Annotated in this window: 21 protein-coding genes; 16 read left to right on the top strand and 5 right to left on the bottom strand. The window is 47.2% G+C overall.

Going from position 1 to position 20622, the window contains the following annotated elements; genetic code table 11:
• Positions 1-5: 5 nt before the first annotated feature.
• Entirely contained in the window at positions 6-1244 is a 1239-nt protein-coding gene (locus tag EUBC25_RS05060; protein ID WP_230107094.1) for a helix-turn-helix domain-containing protein, read from the top strand.
• Positions 1245-1361: 117 nt separating this feature from the next.
• Here the strand turns inward: EUBC25_RS05060 and EUBC25_RS05055 are convergent, their stop codons facing one another.
• The 4 genes from EUBC25_RS05055 to EUBC25_RS05040 all read right to left on the bottom strand — a co-directional run bounded on the left by EUBC25_RS05055 (position 1362) and on the right by EUBC25_RS05040 (position 4137).
• On the bottom strand, positions 1362-1811 hold the full coding sequence (locus EUBC25_RS05055) for a hypothetical protein (RefSeq protein WP_076779351.1): 450 nt from the start codon (positions 1809-1811) through the stop codon (positions 1362-1364).
• Between the two features lie 19 nt (positions 1812-1830).
• Positions 1831-3273: a response regulator transcription factor gene (locus tag EUBC25_RS05050; protein WP_230107093.1), complete on the bottom strand. Its 1443-nt coding sequence runs from the start codon at positions 3271-3273 to the stop codon at positions 1831-1833.
• Between the two features lie 289 nt (positions 3274-3562).
• Positions 3563-3757, bottom strand: coding sequence for a hypothetical protein (locus EUBC25_RS05045; protein ID WP_076779350.1), 195 nt, complete (start codon positions 3755-3757; stop codon positions 3563-3565).
• The gene (locus EUBC25_RS05040) at positions 3754-4137 is read right to left on the bottom strand and encodes a hypothetical protein (protein ID WP_230107092.1); all 384 of its coding nucleotides are present in this window, start codon (positions 4135-4137) and stop codon (positions 3754-3756) included. Before EUBC25_RS05040 ends, EUBC25_RS05045 begins: the two co-directional genes overlap by 4 nt.
• 465 nt (positions 4138-4602) lie before the next feature.
• Between EUBC25_RS05040 and EUBC25_RS05035 the strand changes: the two genes are divergently transcribed.
• The 8 genes from EUBC25_RS05035 to EUBC25_RS15085 all read left to right on the top strand — a co-directional run bounded on the left by EUBC25_RS05035 (position 4603) and on the right by EUBC25_RS15085 (position 13711).
• Positions 4603-5112 carry a hypothetical protein gene (locus EUBC25_RS05035; RefSeq protein ID WP_230107091.1) on the top strand — a complete coding sequence of 170 codons (510 nt, stop codon included), beginning with the start codon at positions 4603-4605 and terminating at the stop codon, positions 5110-5112.
• 120 nt (positions 5113-5232) lie between these two features.
• The gene (locus EUBC25_RS05030; protein ID WP_230107090.1) at positions 5233-5892 is read left to right on the top strand and encodes a hypothetical protein; all 660 of its coding nucleotides are present in this window, start codon (positions 5233-5235) and stop codon (positions 5890-5892) included.
• A 26-nt stretch (positions 5893-5918) separates the two neighbouring features.
• Positions 5919-7787, top strand: a complete 1869-nt coding sequence (locus EUBC25_RS05025; RefSeq protein ID WP_230107089.1) for an LPXTG cell wall anchor domain-containing protein — start codon at positions 5919-5921, stop codon at positions 7785-7787.
• 168 nt (positions 7788-7955) lie between these two features.
• The gene (locus tag EUBC25_RS05020) at positions 7956-10019 is read left to right on the top strand and encodes an LPXTG cell wall anchor domain-containing protein (protein ID WP_230107088.1); all 2064 of its coding nucleotides are present in this window, start codon (positions 7956-7958) and stop codon (positions 10017-10019) included.
• Positions 10020-10156: 137 nt separating this feature from the next.
• Positions 10157-10327 carry a hypothetical protein gene (locus EUBC25_RS05015; RefSeq protein ID WP_157888449.1) on the top strand — a complete coding sequence of 57 codons (171 nt, stop codon included), beginning with the start codon at positions 10157-10159 and terminating at the stop codon, positions 10325-10327.
• Between the two features lie 222 nt (positions 10328-10549).
• Positions 10550-12409 carry a hypothetical protein gene (locus tag EUBC25_RS05010; protein WP_230107087.1) on the top strand — a complete coding sequence of 620 codons (1860 nt, stop codon included), beginning with the start codon at positions 10550-10552 and terminating at the stop codon, positions 12407-12409.
• 792 nt (positions 12410-13201) lie between these two features.
• Positions 13202-13570, top strand: coding sequence for a hypothetical protein (locus tag EUBC25_RS05005; protein WP_083582569.1), 369 nt, complete (start codon positions 13202-13204; stop codon positions 13568-13570).
• Positions 13571-13582: 12 nt separating this feature from the next.
• Positions 13583-13711 carry an HTH domain-containing protein gene (locus tag EUBC25_RS15085; RefSeq protein ID WP_083582714.1) on the top strand — a complete coding sequence of 43 codons (129 nt, stop codon included), beginning with the start codon at positions 13583-13585 and terminating at the stop codon, positions 13709-13711.
• A 20-nt stretch (positions 13712-13731) separates the two neighbouring features.
• Here the strand turns inward: EUBC25_RS15085 and EUBC25_RS05000 are convergent, their stop codons facing one another.
• Positions 13732-14142 (bottom strand): hypothetical protein, encoded by a 411-nt coding sequence (locus EUBC25_RS05000; RefSeq protein ID WP_076779340.1) that lies wholly within the window; start codon positions 14140-14142, stop codon positions 13732-13734.
• 38 nt (positions 14143-14180) lie between these two features.
• On the opposite strand from EUBC25_RS05000, the gene EUBC25_RS04995 reads away from it, so the two are divergent.
• The 7 genes from EUBC25_RS04995 to EUBC25_RS04965 all read left to right on the top strand — a co-directional run bounded on the left by EUBC25_RS04995 (position 14181) and on the right by EUBC25_RS04965 (position 20274).
• Entirely contained in the window at positions 14181-14546 is a 366-nt protein-coding gene (locus EUBC25_RS04995) for a type II toxin-antitoxin system PemK/MazF family toxin (RefSeq protein WP_076779338.1), read from the top strand.
• Positions 14547-14893: 347 nt separating this feature from the next.
• Entirely contained in the window at positions 14894-15343 is a 450-nt protein-coding gene (locus tag EUBC25_RS04990; RefSeq protein WP_076779336.1) for a sigma-70 family RNA polymerase sigma factor, read from the top strand.
• A 708-nt stretch (positions 15344-16051) separates the two neighbouring features.
• Positions 16052-16576: a type II toxin-antitoxin system PemK/MazF family toxin gene (locus EUBC25_RS04985; protein WP_143468873.1), complete on the top strand. Its 525-nt coding sequence runs from the start codon at positions 16052-16054 to the stop codon at positions 16574-16576.
• 134 nt (positions 16577-16710) lie between these two features.
• The gene (locus EUBC25_RS04980; RefSeq protein WP_087175036.1) at positions 16711-16896 is read left to right on the top strand and encodes a MarR family transcriptional regulator; all 186 of its coding nucleotides are present in this window, start codon (positions 16711-16713) and stop codon (positions 16894-16896) included.
• A gap of 3 nt (positions 16897-16899) precedes the next feature.
• Complete coding sequence (locus EUBC25_RS04975; RefSeq protein ID WP_230107086.1) at positions 16900-17973, top strand: tyrosine-type recombinase/integrase; 1074 nt, start codon at positions 16900-16902, stop codon at positions 17971-17973.
• 5 nt (positions 17974-17978) lie between these two features.
• The gene (locus tag EUBC25_RS04970) at positions 17979-18323 is read left to right on the top strand and encodes a plasmid mobilization protein (RefSeq protein WP_230107085.1); all 345 of its coding nucleotides are present in this window, start codon (positions 17979-17981) and stop codon (positions 18321-18323) included.
• 364 nt (positions 18324-18687) lie between these two features.
• Positions 18688-20274, top strand: a complete 1587-nt coding sequence (locus EUBC25_RS04965) for a PBECR4 domain-containing protein (protein WP_162610317.1) — start codon at positions 18688-18690, stop codon at positions 20272-20274.
• The last annotated feature ends 348 nt before the right edge of the window (positions 20275-20622 follow it).

Below are 20622 nucleotides of genomic sequence, written 5' to 3'. Positions count from 1 at the left end.
AGAGTATGGAGAATAACTTTGATTCCATGTTGAATGTATCGGCAGTGCCGCAGGACGATAAAAAAGCCGCTTTTATTGCGAAGAGCAAAAACAATCGGAACCGCTGTTATGAGCTGTCCGAGCAGATCACGAATGAAGTGGCTGCGGACAGTGGGAAATTTCAGCAGTATCTGGACGTACAGGCACGGTTTGACCGCTATACTGCCAATAATGCCCTGCTGATCCTGGCACAGAGACCGGACGCAGAGCGGCTGGGAGATAAAGGGTATTGGAGAGTTACTATGGAGTTCAAAGACGTTCTAAACCGATATATGGAGCGGACCGGATGCTCCGCCAGGGATCTGGCGGAACGCTCCGGCCTGTCCACAGCTACAATTAGCCGATATCGCTCTGGAGACCGTGTGCCGGAAGCAGATTCCAGGCAATTGGAGAATTTAGCCAAGGGGATTGCGGCGATAGCAGCCGAAAAGAAAATTCGGGAGATGGAAGAGGAAGCGGTTCGGCAGGCGCTCTCCGAGCAGGCACAGGGGCCTGGTATCGAGATAGAAAAACTCAGATTGAATTTTGATACCCTGCTGAAGACATTGTCCGTCAGCGTATCCGATCTTGCGCGTTTTTTGAGCTACGATCCTTCGTACCTGTCCCGTATCCGAAAGGGGCAGCGCAAGCTGTCCGATCCTCAAAAATTTACGGCGGATGCCTTTTTAAAGCTTGATGCAAAAACAGAAGGTACAAGGCGGTCAATCCTGTCATCCCTGCCGCTCTACACGGCCGACGATGAGCTTGTCTTTCAGGTTTTGAGGGACAATCGTGTTTCGGAGAAAAACCAGATCAGGATCATGGAACATATTGCTTTTCAAAGGGAATTGACGGAAGAAATTCTATCCCACGACTCCATCTTTGAAGCGTATCCCAACTTTTCAAAAGATGAGTTTGCCCAATACCCCATGACGCTATCCTTGGCTGGCGCTTTTTATGAAGAGGATATCGTCTACACCTATGAGCAATATCGGGAACATCTGGAGATGATGAAGCGCTTTTCTCAGATGCATAAAAACTACCATATTGAGGAAAACAAATCTCCTGCGTTCCGCCATATCCAAATTCTTATCCATGAGGGAAGCTGGGCGATCGTGTCCAAGGAAAAAACGCCGGCGATTCATTTTGTTATCCGGCACCCCAAAATGCGAGAAGCCATGGAAAACATCACAATGCCCATTGTGGAAGGGGAAGAGTATAAATGAGGCTAAATCCGAGTCCCTTGCGTTTGAAAAATGGGTATAAATAAACCAGGCATTCCCTGCTTGCACAGCCTTAGCTGGATACAAGTAAGGAATGCCTGGTTTTGCGATGTGCCTTTTTTACTCCATCGCTTCCCTGTACTCTGGATATGTTTCTTGGATTTTCCGCGCCAGATCCCAAATCTCCTCGTCGCCGGAAAGCACATAGGATGTTCCGCCGGCGCCATGGAACCGGTTTTCATCAAACCAGAAGAGGCAGGTATCCCCATCCGCTGTCTCAAACTCCAGGATCCGGCTGTCTGTAGAGCCGCTGAAAGCTTTGGATACAATGGTCGTTTCCCGTAATGCCTGCAGGATTTCGGAGATGATTTCTTCATCCGTCGTTTCGTAGCGTCCTAGGATGTTATCGTTGTGATGATAGGTAAGCGCGACCGGCAGCTCTTCCAGCGACTGATCCAGAAATTCCTGCTGGCTTTCGGTGCAATAGGCCCGAAGCGATGTGTCTTTTGGGGAACACCCCGCCAGTACGCACAATAAAATCAGCAAAACGGTAATTTTAATCCTCTTCATCCGAATCCCTTTCTGACTGTCATAGCCTGCGCTGTTTTTCTATGTAGAGCTGGTACAATCCCATGCGTGATTTTACACCCGCTTTCTCATAGATCGCCGCGATATGCCGCTGACAGGTTCGCCGGGATAGATACAGTCCATCTGCGATCTCCTGAATACTTTCCTCTGAATTGACCAGCTTGTCAAATACTTCGGTTTCCTTGGGCGTAAGGATAAACAGCTCCGACAAAAGACGGAACGCTTCCTGAGGGTCCAGGTCTGTCGGGATATCCTTGGGGGTGCCGGATGAAACCGGCATCCAGGCTGTATAAAGATAGATGACTACGCTGACGGCCACAAACAGGACCAGTGCCAGAATGATGGATGCCATGCCATTGCTGTCAGAAACAAGCAACGCTACAGAGGCGTTGGTAAGCAAAGCGGCGCTCACGTTATTCATGGCGCGCCCCATACCGGCCCACAGCGCTGGCGTGGGCATATGGCGGGCAAAATCCAGAAAGCTGGTGGTGAAGAATACCACAAAAAATCCAGCCGAAAGATAAAATACGATCAGGCCGATCAAAAACGGGCCGCCCAGCTTGAGTACTACCAAACAGATGACGGACATCAGCATGACGCAGTACATCATCATGGCCATAAATTTCCGCTTTCGGATATCAAAAAGAAAGCCGGCAGAAAGGCCGCTTACCGCCAGCAAAAGCCGCGGCCATTGCCCGATGTCAGTGCCTGCTGTATGATGCATGGTGACCGCGTTGTCCAGCGTACTGAAGATACATGCCATCAGGATGACAAGCAGTGCAAGGAGTCCGCCGGCGGCGATCTTCTTTCGGGTTCCCTTCCCATCCTCCTCTATGGCGGGAGACGGGAGTTCTTCCGCTTCTGCATTTTCCTGGCGGCAAAGCCTTTCTGCCTTCAGTAACAGCGCTAACGCTACAAGGGCAAAGAGTGAAAGTATCAAGGCTTCCGCAGTTTCCAGATCCACAAGATTGTTATTTAGAAACTGCAGGAAGATCCCAAGGGCATAGGAGATACCAACCATACGCGCCAGATGGGTGCGATCCTTCGCCAGTTTGAAAAACAGGTAGTGGGCCGCGCTTCCCAATATCCCCAGAAACAGGAACAATGCCATTCCGGAGAGCAGAGTGGACGAATAAGAAACATGTTTTTGAACCAAAAAATTGCATACTGCCGCTGCTAGTGCAAGGATAAAAAGTCCAACGATTTGTACCCGCCTTTTCAAAAAGCGATGAAACAGCGGATAGAGCAAAAAACCGACAGCGCTTATTCCTAACGCGTAGTTTTGCGCAATCACCGTTTTTTCTTCCCCTGCCGTAAGCGAGATCATATTCACATATAGGTACTCGGCGCCAAGAAATAGAAAAGTAAAAATACCAAGCAGCAGAATCGCATAAATGGATTTTGGATTTGTGAAGCTTTTCTTTATTATTACCATACGTCCCATTCCACCCCCTTTCTCCGCAATGGTACAATTATAGATTATTATACTATAAACGGCATGGATTTTCAACGATTTCGGTCGGTTAGAGACTTTTTTCGCTGACGTTTTGCGGAATATACAATCCTTCCTGTTTGACCTAAACCAGGGATTCTCCTGGATAAAACCGTATATTTTTGGAGCTGCGTTCCGCATCCGGGAACTACCGGTTTTTTGCGCCCGCACATGCCATTTTACCGCAGCCACACGGTGCAGCCGCGGTAAACAAGGAAATATCCTGAATGAGAGAAGCTGTCTAGTAGGTGATATTGTGGACGTAAAAATAAATCAGCAGGCCACCCAGCCCAGCGCCGCTTATCAGGCTTGCCCACGTCCAGAATAAAGACAGCAGAAGCCCCAGGAAAATAAACACGCAGAACACCACGACAAAAGCGTCTCTCTGGAAGAGCATGATGAATTTGATACAGGCGATCACAACCCCTGCCATCATAACGAGAGCCCCAAGAAGAGCCAGAACAAAAACGTACACCCCGCCATCTGGAGAATTGAGATCAAGATATTAAAGCCAAGACCTATCCCCGCGATCAGGCTGCCTACTTTAATGAGGCTGTCACGGGTAGCGCTGAACGCGCCAAAGAAATAGGTTGCGATTAACCCGTTGGAGCCAATGAGCAGCATGTTTACAATAATGACCCATTCTGCGCTTATGTAGTACGATGTGGAAACTGCCAAGCTAATAATGGCGGTGAGGGCAGTGAGGAACCCACCGATGGCGCCAATGAGATGGTACGGCCTGAACCTTGCATACATACGATATATCCTCTTTCTGATCCTGCGTTCCGAAAAGGCCAGCTGAAGCTTTTTGGACATTCTGTGTCCTGGCCGGCCTTCCATCATGTGAACTTTTCGTTTTTTATCTTTTATCATAGCAGGAAGCTGGTGTTTTTAACAGGCCGCTTTAGCACCAAACTAAAAAAACACTGTGGCGCACCTGCGCCATTTTGAGAAACGAAGCTTTGAGCGGAAAATTGAGGCCATCCACCCTGTACAGAGTGTAATACCTCTTAAGTTTACAGGACGTAGCAGGCCGCCTGTCATGATCGGCAATCCCTTTTGCACAATCAAGGTGTTTTGGAATTTTCACACAAAAAATAGATTGGCGCAGGTGCGCCATGCGTTTTTTGATAAATTGGCGCGAAAGCAGCCTGCACAGATCCTTAAAAAACGATACAGTAAAACCATAAAAGGACAAAAAAAGAGTTTGGATCGCCTTTGGCGTTACAGGCCGAGCAGCAAAGCGATTCATGAGACCAGGACAGAAGAAAGGAGGCACGAATGAAAAAAAGAGGGGCAGCGGCACTTCTGGCAGCCATCTGTTTGCTGGCGGGGTGTGCAGCATCAGATCCTGCGCTTCCGGCAGAGACTCCGACCCCGACAGAGACTTCGTCCCCGGCATACCAAGGGGACTCCCTTTTTGCTTACTGCACCGAAAAGCAGCGGGAGCTTTTGGAGCTGCCCCATGAGGAACTGCCGGTGGAACTGATCTTTCACCATTGGACAGAGACGGCGGCGGACTACGAGACAAGGGACGAAACGGTGATCGCCGGGGTCTTGCAGGCACTGCGGGATGTGTCGGTGGAATCCGAGTCACCCATCGTCTCTACAGATACCCGGGGGCTTACATTTGTGACGGCGCAAGGGGATACCTACAGTTTCTGGTTTGATAAACGCCGGTTCGAAGGGGTGGATGGCAGGTGCTATGTCCTTTCCGAAGATGAAAAGCTTTGGGAACTGGCGTGGGGGATTCGGACAACAGACCCAGAATATCAGGATCTAATGAGATAAGCGGTATTTCCCCATGATTTCCGCGAAAAATGTGGATTGGCGCAGGTGCGCCACATAATTTTTGGGAAATTGGCGCTAAAGCGACCTGCACAAATCCCGAAAAAGGCGCTACAGTAAGTTTTGTTTGACAAGGAGGAGAAACCAAATGCAAGCAAAAAGGAAACTGACGGTGCTGCTGCTTTCCCTGTGTATGCTGCTGGGGATGCTGCCAATGACCGCTTTTGCGGCGGGTGTACCGGCTGCGCCAACAAATCTGAAGCTGGAACTGACAGAAACCGGCTTAAAAGCCTGCTTGAAGAGAAGCCGGAGCTGAAAGAAGCGCTGGACGGCCTGCTGTCGGTGTATGAGATCAGCATCCGCCAGAACGGGGAGCCGGTGGAAATCAAAGACAGCGCCATGACGGTGCGCATCCCGATGAACAGCCATCTGGAGGGCTACGCCCATTACCAGGCGGTGCGGGTGGACGGCGAGCCGGAGCGCATAGAGGCAAAGGCCGAAGACGGCAGCCTGGTCTTTGAAGCCGGCGGCCCGGGCCGGTATGCCGTACTCGGTTCCGATACCCCCTTCTCCGTTTCTGCAATCATCCAACCCGACCCGTTGCCGGGAGACGAAAAGGATGGAAACGCCGTCTACATCGTTCTGTTGGCCGCGATACCGGCGGCTGTCCTGCTGGCGCTGCTGCTTGTATTCTTATACAGGAAAAAGCGGAAGGCACAGGATAACCCGCCAGCCGGAGGAAAGGATCCGTCCGGACCGGACGGCGGAAATACCAAAAACTGATTCTATTTGTAAAGGAGAGAATGAAGATGCTTCGAAAAAAGAGTTTGCTCGCGCTGCTGCTGTCCTTATGCATGGTGGTAGGAATACTGCCGGCGACAGTGTTTGCTGCGGGGCAATATGTACCGGAAAATCCCCGCTGGTCGGGATACGGAAACCAGGTAATGTGGGATAAACCTGCCAACGCATCAGGCAGCACGTATCTTGAGTATGAGGCGCAGCTGGTACTGAACGGTCAGGTACTCCAGACAGAAAGCGTTGAGATAGACAGGTGGGTATTTTTCGATTCGAAGAATATCACTCAGTCGAAGGATGCGTATACGCTTAAAGTACGGGCCAGACAGATTTACCTTACCGGCGATCCGGACGGCTATTATACCGTATGGAAGAGAGACGCCTGGGGCGACTGGGCAATCGGCGGCAATACCGGCGGCGGAGAGGGGCCTACTCCCCCCCATGAACACAGCTTCGGCGGCTGGAAAAATAATGGAACCAAGCATTGGAAAGAATGCAGCTGCGGAGAGAAATCTGAAGAGAGCCCCCATAACTTCGGCGAATGGGAGCTGATCTATTATGATGTAAATACGAAGTATGACGTATGTGAAAGGCAGTGCCTTACCTGCGGCTATGAGCAGATTGATAGATACAGGGAACACCAACATTACTATACCGACGACTGGAGAAGCGGTTCGACTACACACTGGAAGGAATGCCGCTACTGCAAAGAAGTTAATCAAGATACTGTAGCCGACCACGACTTCAGCGATTGGAGCGTGACGAAGCCGGCCACCACAACGGAGGAGGGTTCCCGGGAGCGCACCTGCTCCGTCTGCAAATATACGCAGAAAGAGACGATTCCGGTCCATGTACACAGCATCCATGACGAAACATGGAAATATGATGATACTAATCACTGGCAGGAGTGTTCCTGTGGTGAAAAGCTGAATGTGGCAAACCATGCCTACGGCGAATGGAGCGTGACGAAGCCGGCCACCACAACGGAGGAGGGTTCCCGGGAGCGCACCTGCTCCGTCTGCAAATATACGCAGAAAGAGACGATTCCGGTCCATGTACACAGCATCCATGACGAAACATGGAAATATGACAAAACCCAGCACTGGCAGGAATGCTCCTGCGGTGAAAAGCTGAATGTGGCAAACCATGCCTACGGCGAATGGAGAGTGACGAAGCCGGCCACCGAGACCGAAGAAGGCTCCAAAGCACGTGACTGCACGGTCTGCGACCATGTTCAGACCGAAACCATTCCGATGCTTGAACATGAGCATGGCATCCATGACGAAACATGGAAATATGACAAAACCCAGCACTGGCAGGAATGCTCCTGCGGTGAAAAGCTGAATGTGGCAAACCATATCTACGGCGATTGGAAAGTAACCAAAGAGGCCACTGAAACCGAAGTGGGTTCCAGAGAGCGCGGCTGTACGGTCTGTGAATATGTGCAGGTTGAAATCATCCCGGAGATCGGGCATGAGCACGGCATCCATGATGAAACGTGGAAATATGACGAAACCGACCACTGGCAGGAATGCTCCTGCGGTGAAAAGCTGAATGTGGCAAACCATACCTACGGCGATTGGAAAGTAACCAAAGAGGCCACCGAGACTGAAGCGGGTTCCAGAGAGCGCGGCTGTGCAGTCTGTGAATATGTGCAGACTGAAGCCATCCCTGCAGCGGGAACCGGAGAGCCAACCGATTCGACTGATCCGACCGATTCATCCGATTCGCAGGGTCAGCAGGATCCTTCCGGCGACACCGGCAGCCCCCAGACTGGGGACGGCAGCGATATGGCGCTGTGGATCGGCCTGATGATGGCCTCCTGCGGCGGGGTGCTGGGGATGCTGTTCTACAGGCGGAAAAAGGCGGCGGCCGGGAAATAAGGCTGAGAGATAAAACAAAACCGGCAAAAGCGCCTGCGGGCGGGCTTCGTGCAAAAACCACAGCCCGCCCCGGCGCAGCCGGTATCTTTTTCAAGAAGGGATATCCCTTCTATCCTTTGATATCTACCAAAGGATAAGCAATCTTATTTGACAAGGAGGAAAAATACAATGCAAGCAAAAAGGAAACTGACGGCGTTGCTGCTTTCCCTGTGTATGGTGTTGGGAGTGCTGCCCATGACCGCTTTTGCGGCGGGTGCGCCGGCTGCTCCGGGAGATTTAAAGCGGGAGTGGACAAACAGCGGTTTGAAAGTCAGCTGGAGCCAGCCGGAACCCATCGGAGAGCTGGAGATCTTTGAGTATGAAGTGTCCCTTTTCGTCGATGAGAATCTAAAGGAGAAAGAAACGGTTCGCCAGGCTACTGACTATACCTTTAAAACGTTTGGGGATTTAACAGAACCCACAAACTTTCGCGTGGAGGTGAAAGCGCGGGAGGCTATTTCCGGCACCGGCGATCGGGGCAATCCGGCGAGCTTTGATGTGACGGAATGGACTGAGTGGAGCAGCGCGAGCAAAGAGACATTCGTTGAAGACGACTCAATTAAAGTCAACACGGAGATCATTAAGCATTATACGGGAGTTGTAGATGTGGCTTTGCCCGGCAGCGACCAGAAGCTATATAAGGAGGGCATAGAAGCTGCAGATGATGCTGATATAGAAGCCATAATGGATCTGCTCTATGCCTATTTCGAGGAGAATAAGGCAACGGTTCCTGAGCTGGCGGATGTCGCAAAAGCAGACCTGACGACGGAAATGGTTTTGACCAGGATCGAATCGTCGAGAACAGTAGGGTCTATAAACACTGAGGGTGAGGGAAGACCTGTGGTAGTGGTACATGAGGTGGTGGATAAATATTACGATCTCAGGCTGGTATACAAAGAGCAACACGAGCATGTCTGGGCGGAAGACTGGACCAGCGACGGCACATATCACTGGAAAGCCTGCACGGCAGAGGGCTGCGCCGAAAAAGACCAGTACGGAGTGCATCAGATAGCAAACGGGGTTTGTACGGTGTGCAAGGCTGAAGTAGAAACATCCGGGGTACAGACGTATGCGGTAAAGGTGAACGGCATCACCGTCACCAGCGCCAACGCCAGCGACATTCTGGGTGATGCCGACGGTGACGGCGCCACGGCGTACTATGATCCGGCGGTCAACACCTTGACGCTGGATAACGCCCAGCTGACATCCAGCGGCTTCGGCGCTGTATGGGCGCAGGAAGAGAACTTTACCCTTGTGCTGAAAGGTGAGAATCAGATTACCGGAGAAGGGGACTCCCCTCACTCCGCGGTTTATTCCCACGGGGCTATGACGGTCAAAGGAAACGGAAGCCTGACCACCAGCGGCACCTATTTCGGCCTGTTTGGCAACAATACCATTACCATTGAAGACGGGGCGTCTGTAGATCTTACCGTTGACTTTTCCAGCGACGAGCAGGATCAGCCATATGCCGCAGTCAGAGCAATCGGCGGACTGACGGTGGACGGCGCGACGCTGAATGCGAAGAACAATGCAACTCAGGATGCCAGTTTCGGCACTCCGGGCATTAATACTGACCTTACGGCGATTAACGGAGCGAAGGTGAATATTTCTTCCGTAAACGATCACGGCATCTGCGGTGATGTCATCGTCAGCGGAGCCGGAACCGTAGTAAATGCCTCTTCTGCAAGCGGCGAGCACTATGGTATCTTTGCTGGCCAGGAAGATATCTTTGGTGAATTGGGCGGCGATCAGAAGGGGATCTTCACCATCTCCGACGGAGCGGTTGTCACTGCCAGCGGCGGAAAGGGCGCCATGCGCTGGAAACCTGACTTATCTGGCTACACCGATCCTGTTGTAGCGGCCGGTGATTCTGCTGCGGCTGAGGAAATTATTGGCGATCCTGCCGGCACAGAGTATCAGAACGAAAAATATGTGCAGGTTCGTTCCTCTTTGGAGCCGGTTGAACCCACTGAGCCAACGGATCCTACTGACCCGACCACTCCTACCGACCCGACTGAGCCAACCGATCCAGCCAAGCCCGAACAGCAGGGCAAGCCTTCTGGGCAAACAGAAAGCCCACAGACCGGGGACAGCAGCGATATGGCGCTGTGGATCGGCCTGATGCTGGCTTCCTGCGGCGGCGTGCTGGGAATGCTGTTCTACAGGCGGAAAAAGGCGGCGGCCGGGAAATAAGACTGAGAGATAAAACAAAACCGGCAAAAGCGCCTGCGGGCGGGCTTCGTGCAAAAACCACAGCCCGCCCCGGCGCAGCCGGTATCTTTTTCAAGAAGGGATATCCCTTCTATCCTTTGGTATGCACCAAAGGATAAGTGACTCTGTTTGACAAGAAGGTATTCACCGGCTGGTACAGGGATAAAGCCTGCACCGCCGGCCCGGTAACAGGGCTTAAAATCCTTGAAGAGCTGAAAGAGCGCCCTGTCAGGGAAGCGCCCTATGCGCCGATGGATCTCTACGCCAAATGGGAGACGCAGGAAAGCTGAAAACGCAGAAGGGATATCCCTCCTTTATGCTTTGGTGAATACCAAAGCATAAAGAACTTTAACTGCGGCAAAGAAGGTTATTCGTTCCGCCCTGGCTGCCTGAACCGACGCACCGGGGAACGGATGGCATAGAAATATAGAGAAAAAGGCGGTGATACCCTAAAGAGAATCATCAAACCGTTTATTCACATGAATTTTATCTTGAAAGGAGAAAAATCAATCATGAAACTAAAGCGCAAACTTCTTGCAGGACTGCTGACGCTTTGTATGGCTGTTGGAATGGCTGTGCCGGCGTTTGCGGCGAACGGCCCCTCGTCCGGGGACTACAGTTCTGCATACCTCAGGCTCGGTAATTCGGAGGATGGGTATCAGACGCTCTTTGCCAACAGCGGCCAGATTGACGATGTATCAGGTGCTGTTTATGATAAGGCGAGCAACACCGTTACTCTGACCAACTACAACAACCCGACCAATATCCTTGTCGCCAACGAGATGGGCGATGATCTGAAGCTTAATCTGGTGGGAGACAACCATATCTCCGAACTGGTTGTATACGGCTTCGGCTGGGGCGGCAATCTGGAAATTACCGGAGACGGCTCCCTGACCATCAATGAAAACAAAACATCTCAGACTGCGGCGATCCGCTTTATGGCTGAGGGAACACAGGGTCTGCTCAAGGTCGGCTCAAACGCTTCTGTGACAGCGTATAAGAGCGCAGGTGAAAACACTTATTCTGCGGCCTTTGTATCTACTACCTCCTCAACCCTTCCCTTCCAAGGCAATCTGGAAGCAGCCCTTACCATGACCCCTGACTCCGGCGTGGAAGGCGAATATGCAGTGGGTGCAACTGTTATTTATGAAGATGAAGAAAGTTATGCTAACAGAACATGGCAGCTTGCCACAAAGGACAATGACGGCAAACTCTACGGCATTTACTTCTTCGAGGCTAATGAGTATTCAGAGGGTCAAACTGATGTGTTTGAGCTTGTAAAGGTTGACGGACTTGCCAGTGGAAATGAATATCTCGCGGTAGCTGTCAGCCAAACCGCCGGCGTAGCATGGCCCGAGGGCTATACTAAGGACCCCGAGGGAAAAACCGTTGACGCAAATATTTCAAATACAACGACCATGACCTTACTTCAAAAAGACGGCGAAACCTTCTATTGGGGTTCGGATAAGATTGAATATCCTCCTGAAGGCGGAGTAGGAACATCTTGGTATTCCGTTTACAAGGGACTTACCGACAAGATGGAGATTGTGGATCATTGGGGCGATAAAAAAGAAGCTGTAATTGCAGCTCCTGTTGAGGGTATGAGAAATCTTACCAAGGATCATAAGGCAATCCCCGAGGGCTACAGCCAGGTTATGAAAAAAACAGGTACATTCGATTACTTCTGCACCAACGATGTAATCAAGGCAGTGCCCGTTAAAGACCCGGTAGAGCCGACTCCGACGCCCGGTGATGAAGGAAAAATTAAGGATCTGACCAATTCCGATACCGGCGTTTCCATCTCCCTGACCGACGGCGTACCGGAGGGTGCAGAGCTTTATGCCGACACCATTGCACAGGAAAGCGTGCTGGGAAGCCGTCCGGAACTGAAAGAGGAGCTGCCGGGCCTGCTGTCCATTTACGAGATCAGCGTTAGAAAAGACGGTAAAGCTCTGGAAATCAAGGATAACCCCATGACGGTCAAAATCCCGATGAACGACCACCTGAAGGGCTACAAATACTATCAGGCGGTATATCTGGGAGACCCGCTGGAACGCTTTGATGCAGTGGTGGAAGATGACTTCCTGGTATTTGAGACTACCCATCTGAGCCAGTATGCTATCCTTGGCTCCAACACACCGTTTGAAACCAGCGAAAAGCCCACCGACCCCACTACTCCTACAGACCCTACAGACCCGACTGACCCAGCCAAGCCCGAACAGCCTGGCAAGCCTTCTGAGAAAACAGAAAGCCCCCAGACCGGCGATAACAGCAATATGTTCCTGTGGGTCGCTCTGCTGTTTGCCAGCGGTGGTGTTCTGACCGTGTTGGGTGTTACAGACAAGAGAAAAAAGAAAGGGATCACTAAATAACATTGACAAACCCGAAATAGCATTATGATAAGCGGGCAGTGACCGAAAGACTGTCACTGCCCGTTTTCAAAAAACTCGATGTGAATATATGCTGGAAGTGAACATTTCTCGCTTTCGCAAAAAGCAGTCACGCAAACTGATTGAAAATTGAAAGGTTAAAGATAAAGGTCGGTGACGGTAAATATGTCTCCTGAAAAAAGAATAGACAACCGGAGTCACTCTCCAGCATGATTTTAAGACGCTCAGCAAGAAATTACTTGCTGAGCGTTTTTCTTTACTCTCTCGACAAAATGCCGTTCCTTTCAGCGCGAAAACAGGCAGTTCGCCAAAAAATTTACTTAAAGGCATTAGAAATCCGAAAATGCCGTCGTTCTTATTTTATAGAAAACCATCTTGAACAGGAGGTGAACCCGATGTACCTTGCGTCGTTGCTTGAAAACATAAAATATGGGATTTTGCCGTAAGAAACGGCGTTTCCGCCGTCCTTCGGTGACAAGGTAGGAAATGAGAAATAACACAGGAAAGATACAGGTGTTGAAATAGCAAAGACTGTCTTTGCGCAGACACACAGACACCTATATTTTTTTGACCTTCCCGGTCGACAGAATTCAAAACAATATCCGAGAAGCGCCAATAAAAGCACCGAAAAAACGGGAATTTTACTTGGCTTGACTTTTTGCGGCCTTTACGCCTTAAAACAGCGGCAATCCGGCAGCTCTGTCGGCTGCCGCAGCCCTCCGTATCAATCGTTTTTGAAACCAACCAAAAACGATTGAACGGAGGCACATAACCTTGAAAAAACAACCCAAAGCGGTTTATATCATAGAAAACGGCGGGTACACGGAATTGACCTATGAGGAATTCTGTCGCCGTGAGCAAATCTGCCCGTTATATGCGGACAAGCTGTTCCTGCCTCTCTACGGCAGGCTTATGGAGGTATCCAAAGAGGATTACGCAGAATTCTACCGAGCAAAGCGTCGACAGAAATATCTGGACGAACGCTCTGCGGACAACGGCGACTTCTCTTACGATATGCTGACCACCGATGAATTCAGCGGCGAGGACATCCTCATCGCCGAGCAGCCGGATGTATGCGACGCCGTAGTGGAAAGCATTATGACGGACAAGCTCAGGAAAGCCATCCTCAAGCTGACCGATTAGGAACAGCTCCTCATCTACCGCCATTATTACGCCGATATTTCAGGCACCGACCTTGCCGAAATTTACGGCGTATCACAACAGGCAATCAGCAAGCGGATCGCAAAAATCAGAGCAAAGCTCAAAAATCTTTTAGAAAATTAAAAAACTTGGTTGTAGCCCCCTCAACTTTTCGGCATGGAAAGTGAGGGGGCTTTCTCTATAGCCTCCGCCCGTTCTTTGAAAACCGAATAGTACAGCGCATCCTTTACCTTCCTTCTGCCGTCGGCGAAGCCGATAAGCCACACGACCTTTTGAGTCGGACGGTGCGGCGCATCCGCACCGAAGGCCATGAAAAGCAGAAGCAATAATGATACTTGCGTCCAGTCACAGGCCGAGCGTTGAAGCGGTATGAACAAAATGCCGTGAGCCGTCGCAGCCAATGAGGGCGCCTCGCAGAGATCCTGGGAGTGGTGGGATTCCAATGAGGTCAAATGCATGACCGGAGGATGTGTTCCCTTGTTCGGGGCGTCGTGGACAAATACGGACAGAACCAAGAACGATTGATACAAAACACAAGGCGGTCGTTTGCCCAAAAGCACTCGGCCGCCTTTTACTTAAACGGAGGCTAACTATGAAAGAGATTAAACGAGGCGAAATCTATTCCGCCGACTTCGGCGTAGGCTTCGGCAGTGAGCAAGGCGGCGTTCGTCCGGTTTTGATTTTGCAGAATAATACTGGCAACAAGCACAGCCCCACCACCATCGTGGCGGCGATCACAGGCAGAAAGACAAAAGCGGCTCTGCCCACCCATGTAGCGATAATAACAAGCGGTCTCAAGACCGAATCCACCGTCCTGCTCGAACAGATCCGAACGATAGACAAAGCGAGGCTCGGCGAGTATATCGGCAGGCTCGACAGCAAGACCCTCGCCACCGTTGACCGTGCCATTGTAGTGAGCCTCGGTATTAAATATTTGGAGGGGCTGCTCAATGGATAAAAGAACCGACATCAACACTGCATCATTCGCTTACAGCGTGAGCCTTTTACGAATAAGAATCAGCGGCTACCCGCCAGGAGCAGGAACAAAAAGACAGTCTATACATACCGCAGTCCTCCATGGGATTGCGGTATTTTTTTGTTCGACATTTTTTACCACTTTTCATCATTACTTTATTTCGTATGACGATTTTTGTCATGCGTGTGCATCTGCTTTCATGCAGGTGCTTTTTTTATTTGTCGGAAAATGTCGTGTTGTAATATACACCAGTTTGATTGAGCCTTCCTGCAGAAGCCCTCCATTCTTCTGAATTTTCTTAAAAGTTCAGAAGAATGGAGGCAGACAGCTTGAAAGCTGATAACAAGAAAATATGGATTCGTGGTCAATTTGTAGAAGTCACGGATGAGGTATATGCAGCCTATATGAAAGGCGATAGAAAAATAAGATATTTTGAAAATGATTTGAAAACAGGACGGACGGTTAAAGATAAGGATGGAAATATAAAACAAACCCTTCCAAGCCGAGAAGATTCTTTGGACAGGCTTATGGAAGATAACGCACAGCAGTTTCTTGATAGCCATGAGAGCGTGGAGGATATTGTAATTCAAAAAATTTCTGCTGAAAAATTACATATGGCGCTCTTAAGGTTGCCAAAGAAGGATCAGGAATTGATTTATGCGTTGTTCTATGAAGAAAAAACGGAACGAGTATATGCAGAGCAAATAGGCGTTTCTCCAAGCACTGTTCATAGAAGAAGAGAAAAGATTATAAAAAAATTGAAAAACTATTTGAAATAGCGGAGCAGACCTCTCACTTAACGGCAAATAAAGTGAGAGGTCTTTTTATGGCCGCTTAGGACCTTGAAAAGTTCATACCCATTCATCAAGTACGTTCCTGTTGCTATCGTGATGAGCGTAAGCCACGTTAGCGGGTACGCCATGATCCGGACGGGTAAAGGCAGCGAAATCCCACATATTTAGAAGAATCGGTTTGCGGCTGTTTTATCTGTCCGGGGAGCGGAAAATACCCGGCTATAACTATCAGATTGCTACTGATAAGGCGATAACAGGCAACAGGTATCATGATACTCCTGTCCGGTCATAAAGTCGAGCATATAGGGGCCCCCGGAAAGAAGGATTCTTTTCGGGGAAGACGAGGAGCTATGCAGCGATGGAGCCTTGCCGCCTGCGGCGAGGCGAGCATAGCGGAATCAGCTCTGAGGATGTCGCAACAAGTGAGGGCAGCTTTGGGAGAACCTCAGAGGGGCATAGGCCCGTGGAGCTGATTCGCAATCAGCCGCTTGATGATTTCCCCGCATGAAATACATGCGATAACAGCCGGGGCGTCGAGGACAAATAGGCTGAAACAGGCAATTATGGTAGCCGGATACAAAGAAATGTTTTGCGTCCGGCTGATACATACCCACTGTGAATAATGGTTTCAAAAGAGCGGAGGGAGAGCCATACGGAACAAAGAAAGTTCTAAGGCGTACAGAGGAAGGAGATATGATTGTGGAAGAACAAGAAGTGCGGCGTGGAGAGATTTATCACGCAGATCTGAATCCTGTTTTCGGGAGTGAGCAGGGCGGATACCGTCCTGTGCTGATCATCCAGAACAACCGGGGAAATCGGCATAGTCCAACGGTCATTGTTGCAGCTATCACGAGCAGACCAAAGACAAAACTGCCGACACATGTACCGATTAATGGAATCAAAGGACTTGAGAAAGAGTCTTTTGTCCTATTGGAGCAGATCCGGACACTGGATAAAGGACGTCTGGATGATTTTGTTGGCAGGCTGAACCGGGAGCAGATGATAAAAGTGGATAAGGCACTGCGTACCAGCATGGAGATCAAAAAACTGGATAAACCGATTTTAATGTGCTTATGCCCGGTGTGTGCAAAGCCATTTTACAATTCAAAGGAACACTTTATCATTCGGGCAGATCAGGAACAGACAATAAAGGAAACATGTATGTTCTGTAATGTACGACAGGGATACGATTATTTAATAAGGAAGAAATATTATTGAATGAAGCTGATTTGATGAACATGGATCAGTTTTATTTGGGTGTGTCAAGTCTGCGATAGAAAATATCGCACATTTCACTTATTCATTGATGTGCGATATAGTAGGCGCAGGACGTCTGGAAAGAAGGAATGATCATGGAAAATACATTATTTGTAACTGCAGAAATCGTGGCAAAGGATCTAGGAGTGTCAAAACCCTTTGCTTACAAATTAGTTCGTCAGATGAATGATGAGTTGAATGCGAAAGGATACCTTACTGTGGCCGGCCGGGTGAGTAGGAAGTATTATGAAGAGCGATTTTATGGATTGAAAGAAGGTTAAGTGATGGCAGCATACAAAGATACGGAGAGAAATACATGGTATGTGGCATTTTATTACCGGGACTGGCAAGGTAATAATAAGAAAAAGAAGAAAAGAGGATTTAAGACCAAAAGGGAGGCTCTGGACTGGGAAAAAACATTCCGGCAGAAACAAGAAGCTTCTCTGGATATGCTATTTAAAGATTTTGTGGAAGTCTATGCGGAGGATATGAAACCCCGGTTAAAGTATAACACATGGCTTACCAAAGAGCATATCATCAAGACAAAATTACTGCCTTATTTCGGTAATAAGAAAATGAATGAAATCAAAGCGGCAGACGTGGTGCGGTGGCAGAATGAAATGATGTCATTCCGTGATGAAGATGGAAATGGATATTCAAAAGTATATCTGAAAACCTTACAGTCACAGTTGAGCGCTATATTCAATCACGGGATCAGGCTATATGAACTGAAAGAAAACCCGGTCAGAAAGGCTGGAAGTATGGGTGGAGAGAGGAGAAAAGAAATGTTGGTTTGGACGAAGGAAGAATATAAGAAATTTTCAGAGGCAATTATTGATAAACCGCAGGCATATTACGCATTTGAAGTTTTGTTCTGGACTGGCTTGAGAGTGGGAGAACTTCTTGCTTTGACACCAGCAGATATAGATTTTTCTGCTAAAACTATTTCTGTTACGAAATCTTATCAGAGAATAAAGGGAGAAGATTATATTACTGATCCTAAGACAGAGAAAAGTAACCGTACCGTATCCATTCCGGAGTTTCTTTGTGAGGAACTTCAAGAATATCTGGCTATGCTGTATGGATTTAAAAATGATGACCGGATGTTCCAGATCACAAAAAGTTTTCTTCATCATGAGATGATTCGAGGATCAGAAAAGGCGGGAGTCAAGAGAATCAGAATCCATGATATTCGGCATTCTCATGTTTCTATGCTGATTGATATGGGATTTTCGGCGGTGGATATTGCCGGGAGAATGGGGCATGAAAGTATTGATATTACATTGCACTATGCTCATATGTTCCCGTCCGCACAGAAGGATATGGCTGAAAAACTGAATATGGAAAGGGTAGGGTAAAGAGTATGTATAAAAGACCAAGGCAAAAAGCACAGCCAAAGAAAAAGAAAGATGAACATAATCGGAAAAGAGATATAATCGTTAATTTTCGTATGTCTCCAGAAGAACGGGCAGAATTGGAACAGAGAATTTTGATAAGTGGGAAGAAAAAACAGGATTACATGATCCAGAGCAGTCTGGAACAAAAACTGGAGATTGTTGCCAATAGGAAGATGTTGATGGATATTCAGCATAGAATGGATGAAATCGAGACAGAGCTGAAAAGAGTAGTATCCGCAGACGCAGTGGATATGGAAAAGCTGGCCGGACTGAAATCGCTAATTGAGTTGTTTCGGGCGGTAGAAGAATAAGAGAGTGACCGTATTGTGCAGAGTGTGGTATGGTCAAGGCATTGGCAGGGGGAAGAGTACATAGAATAGTATATAAATAATATTGTAATCTGACAGGGTTATGCTATACTATGTAAAGGAATAAGTTCTTTTTCTTGTTCATATGCAGAGAAAGAGAAACAGATGTGGTAAATAATTGACTTTCAGCATATTATAGTGTATACTTAGAATAGAAAAAGAAGATAATATAGTCGGAACGGCGACTTAAAATCCGTTTCCAGTGGTCGGGATGAAGACCTTAAACTCATTCCCATTACAGAGTAAACTGCTAAAAATCAGAAAAAGGATGGCTGCGGTCATCCTTTTTTCTTGATAAAGGAGTACAATGGCTGAAGAAAGTTTTAAAGAACGTGTCCGTTTGGAGATAATAAAGGCGGCTAAACAATATAAGACAATTTATGTTGACTATGAGTATTTGGTCTGTTCAGAGGCATTTGTACAGAATGATTACTACATAGTAGCTGCAATGGAAAATAATTTTCAACATTTGACGGGAGTACATTCAAATATTAGTTCCCAAGATTTTTTTGACAAATGCATTCAAGGTACATTAGAGGATACGGATTTTGATTTTATCAAAAGGGGACAGGATGAAAAAGCTGTAAAAGGTACTGTTAGAAGAAAAATTAAAGTCTTGCCGGATATGATGAGGCTTTTTAAAACTGGATTACAGACAGAAGAGAATTTTAAAAAGAATAAGGTTGTTTGTTCGTTTGCAACTGCTGACGGAGCTTGCACTTTGGGATTTTCGGAATCAACAAAAGCTAGGCCAAAATCTTTGATAAAAGGAAACGAGTTAAAAAATCCTAAACTTGTAGAAGTGATTTTAAGAAAAAAAGTAGGAGAAGAGCTGTTTAATGAAATTATTGTTGGAGATAAGGCATTATTAAAAAAATATCAAAATAAAATACAAGAATTAGTTTCTGATGAATTGTTCACACAAAAAGTGAAAATCGTTTTTGAAATAAATTCCAATCCAACAGCATGGAGCAATCAAGAAATACATTTTATATATAAAAGTGGAACGAGTGTAGACCTTATAATTGAGGGAACATATTGTGAGTTACAAATTGTTGGTAAAGATAATTTGGAAGAAATTATTTATGCCATATGGGAAATTTTAGCATGGAATGACGGATATTTTTATAAGCCTGTTGAATATTTGGTAGACGATATTAAACGTGATGTTAAAGAATTATTTAGAGTGCCATATTATGTGACAGACTCTAAGTGGAAAAACAGTGCTTTACTGATTGGCAGAAACCACCGAGAAATATCGGAAGATATTATTACACGATATATACAGATTAGAAATGTTGGAAGGGAACAGAAATCTTTAAATAAAACATTATTTTCTTCATATTTTTATTTGCATTCAGAAAATTACAGTGCAGTAAATATTGAACATAGATTAGTATTGTTAATGCACATATGCGATGGTTTTGCAATAGCTTTTTTGCATGGTAATCAAAAAAACAATGGAGGGAATATTAACAAGGTATTAGAATGTATAGATGTTGGTACACGTTTAACAAAGAAATACAAAATCGGAGCAGATATGTTGGGTGTACCGTCTGATAAGGCAAAAGAGGCTTTGCAAGACACTAGAACAGAACTTACGCATTATATTTATAAACCATCAAGTTTAGGCTCATTTATAAGTGATCCGAATAGTGATACTGATAATATGGTCAATTTGTATGTCTTTTATGTCTTAGACTTAGCTTTACGAGTTGGTCTATTGGAGACAATAGGAGCAACTGTTGAAGATGAAATAAAAAACTATTTACTGGATGAAAATTTAGATTGGATTAGATTGGAAAAACACATGGATGAAGAGTGTGTGATTCCACGAAATGCGATTAGGCAAATATTGGAAAAATTACAAGTTATGAAGAATGATGAAGACTAGTGTTTTCAAAAATCTAAGAATGGAATATTGATACTGTTCTGACCAAGAGGAGCTTACCATTATCCTTAAAAAATCTGAATTTTTCAGCCTCAGAAAATGAAGCTAAAAGTGAGGCGAAAAATGAAGCTGAAAATTATAGACTGATTTTAATGACATTGTAAATATAGTTTTAACAGAAAAGGAACCGTGGAACTATTATGGTACTAAAACCTGTGGGTACTCAAAATACCCCTAAAAAACAGTATAATATGGATACGAGAATTGCGAAAAATCCGCCAGAAATACCACGATTGCACAATGACTTTGAGGAATTTGAATAAAGCTGGACTATTGGAACAGAGTATGGAA

Origin of the sequence: Claveliimonas bilis, assembly GCF_020892095.1 — a bacterium.
In the GTDB taxonomy this organism is placed as follows: domain Bacteria; phylum Bacillota; class Clostridia; order Lachnospirales; family Lachnospiraceae; genus Claveliimonas; species Claveliimonas bilis.
This window is presented reverse-complemented; position numbering and strand designations above follow the sequence as displayed.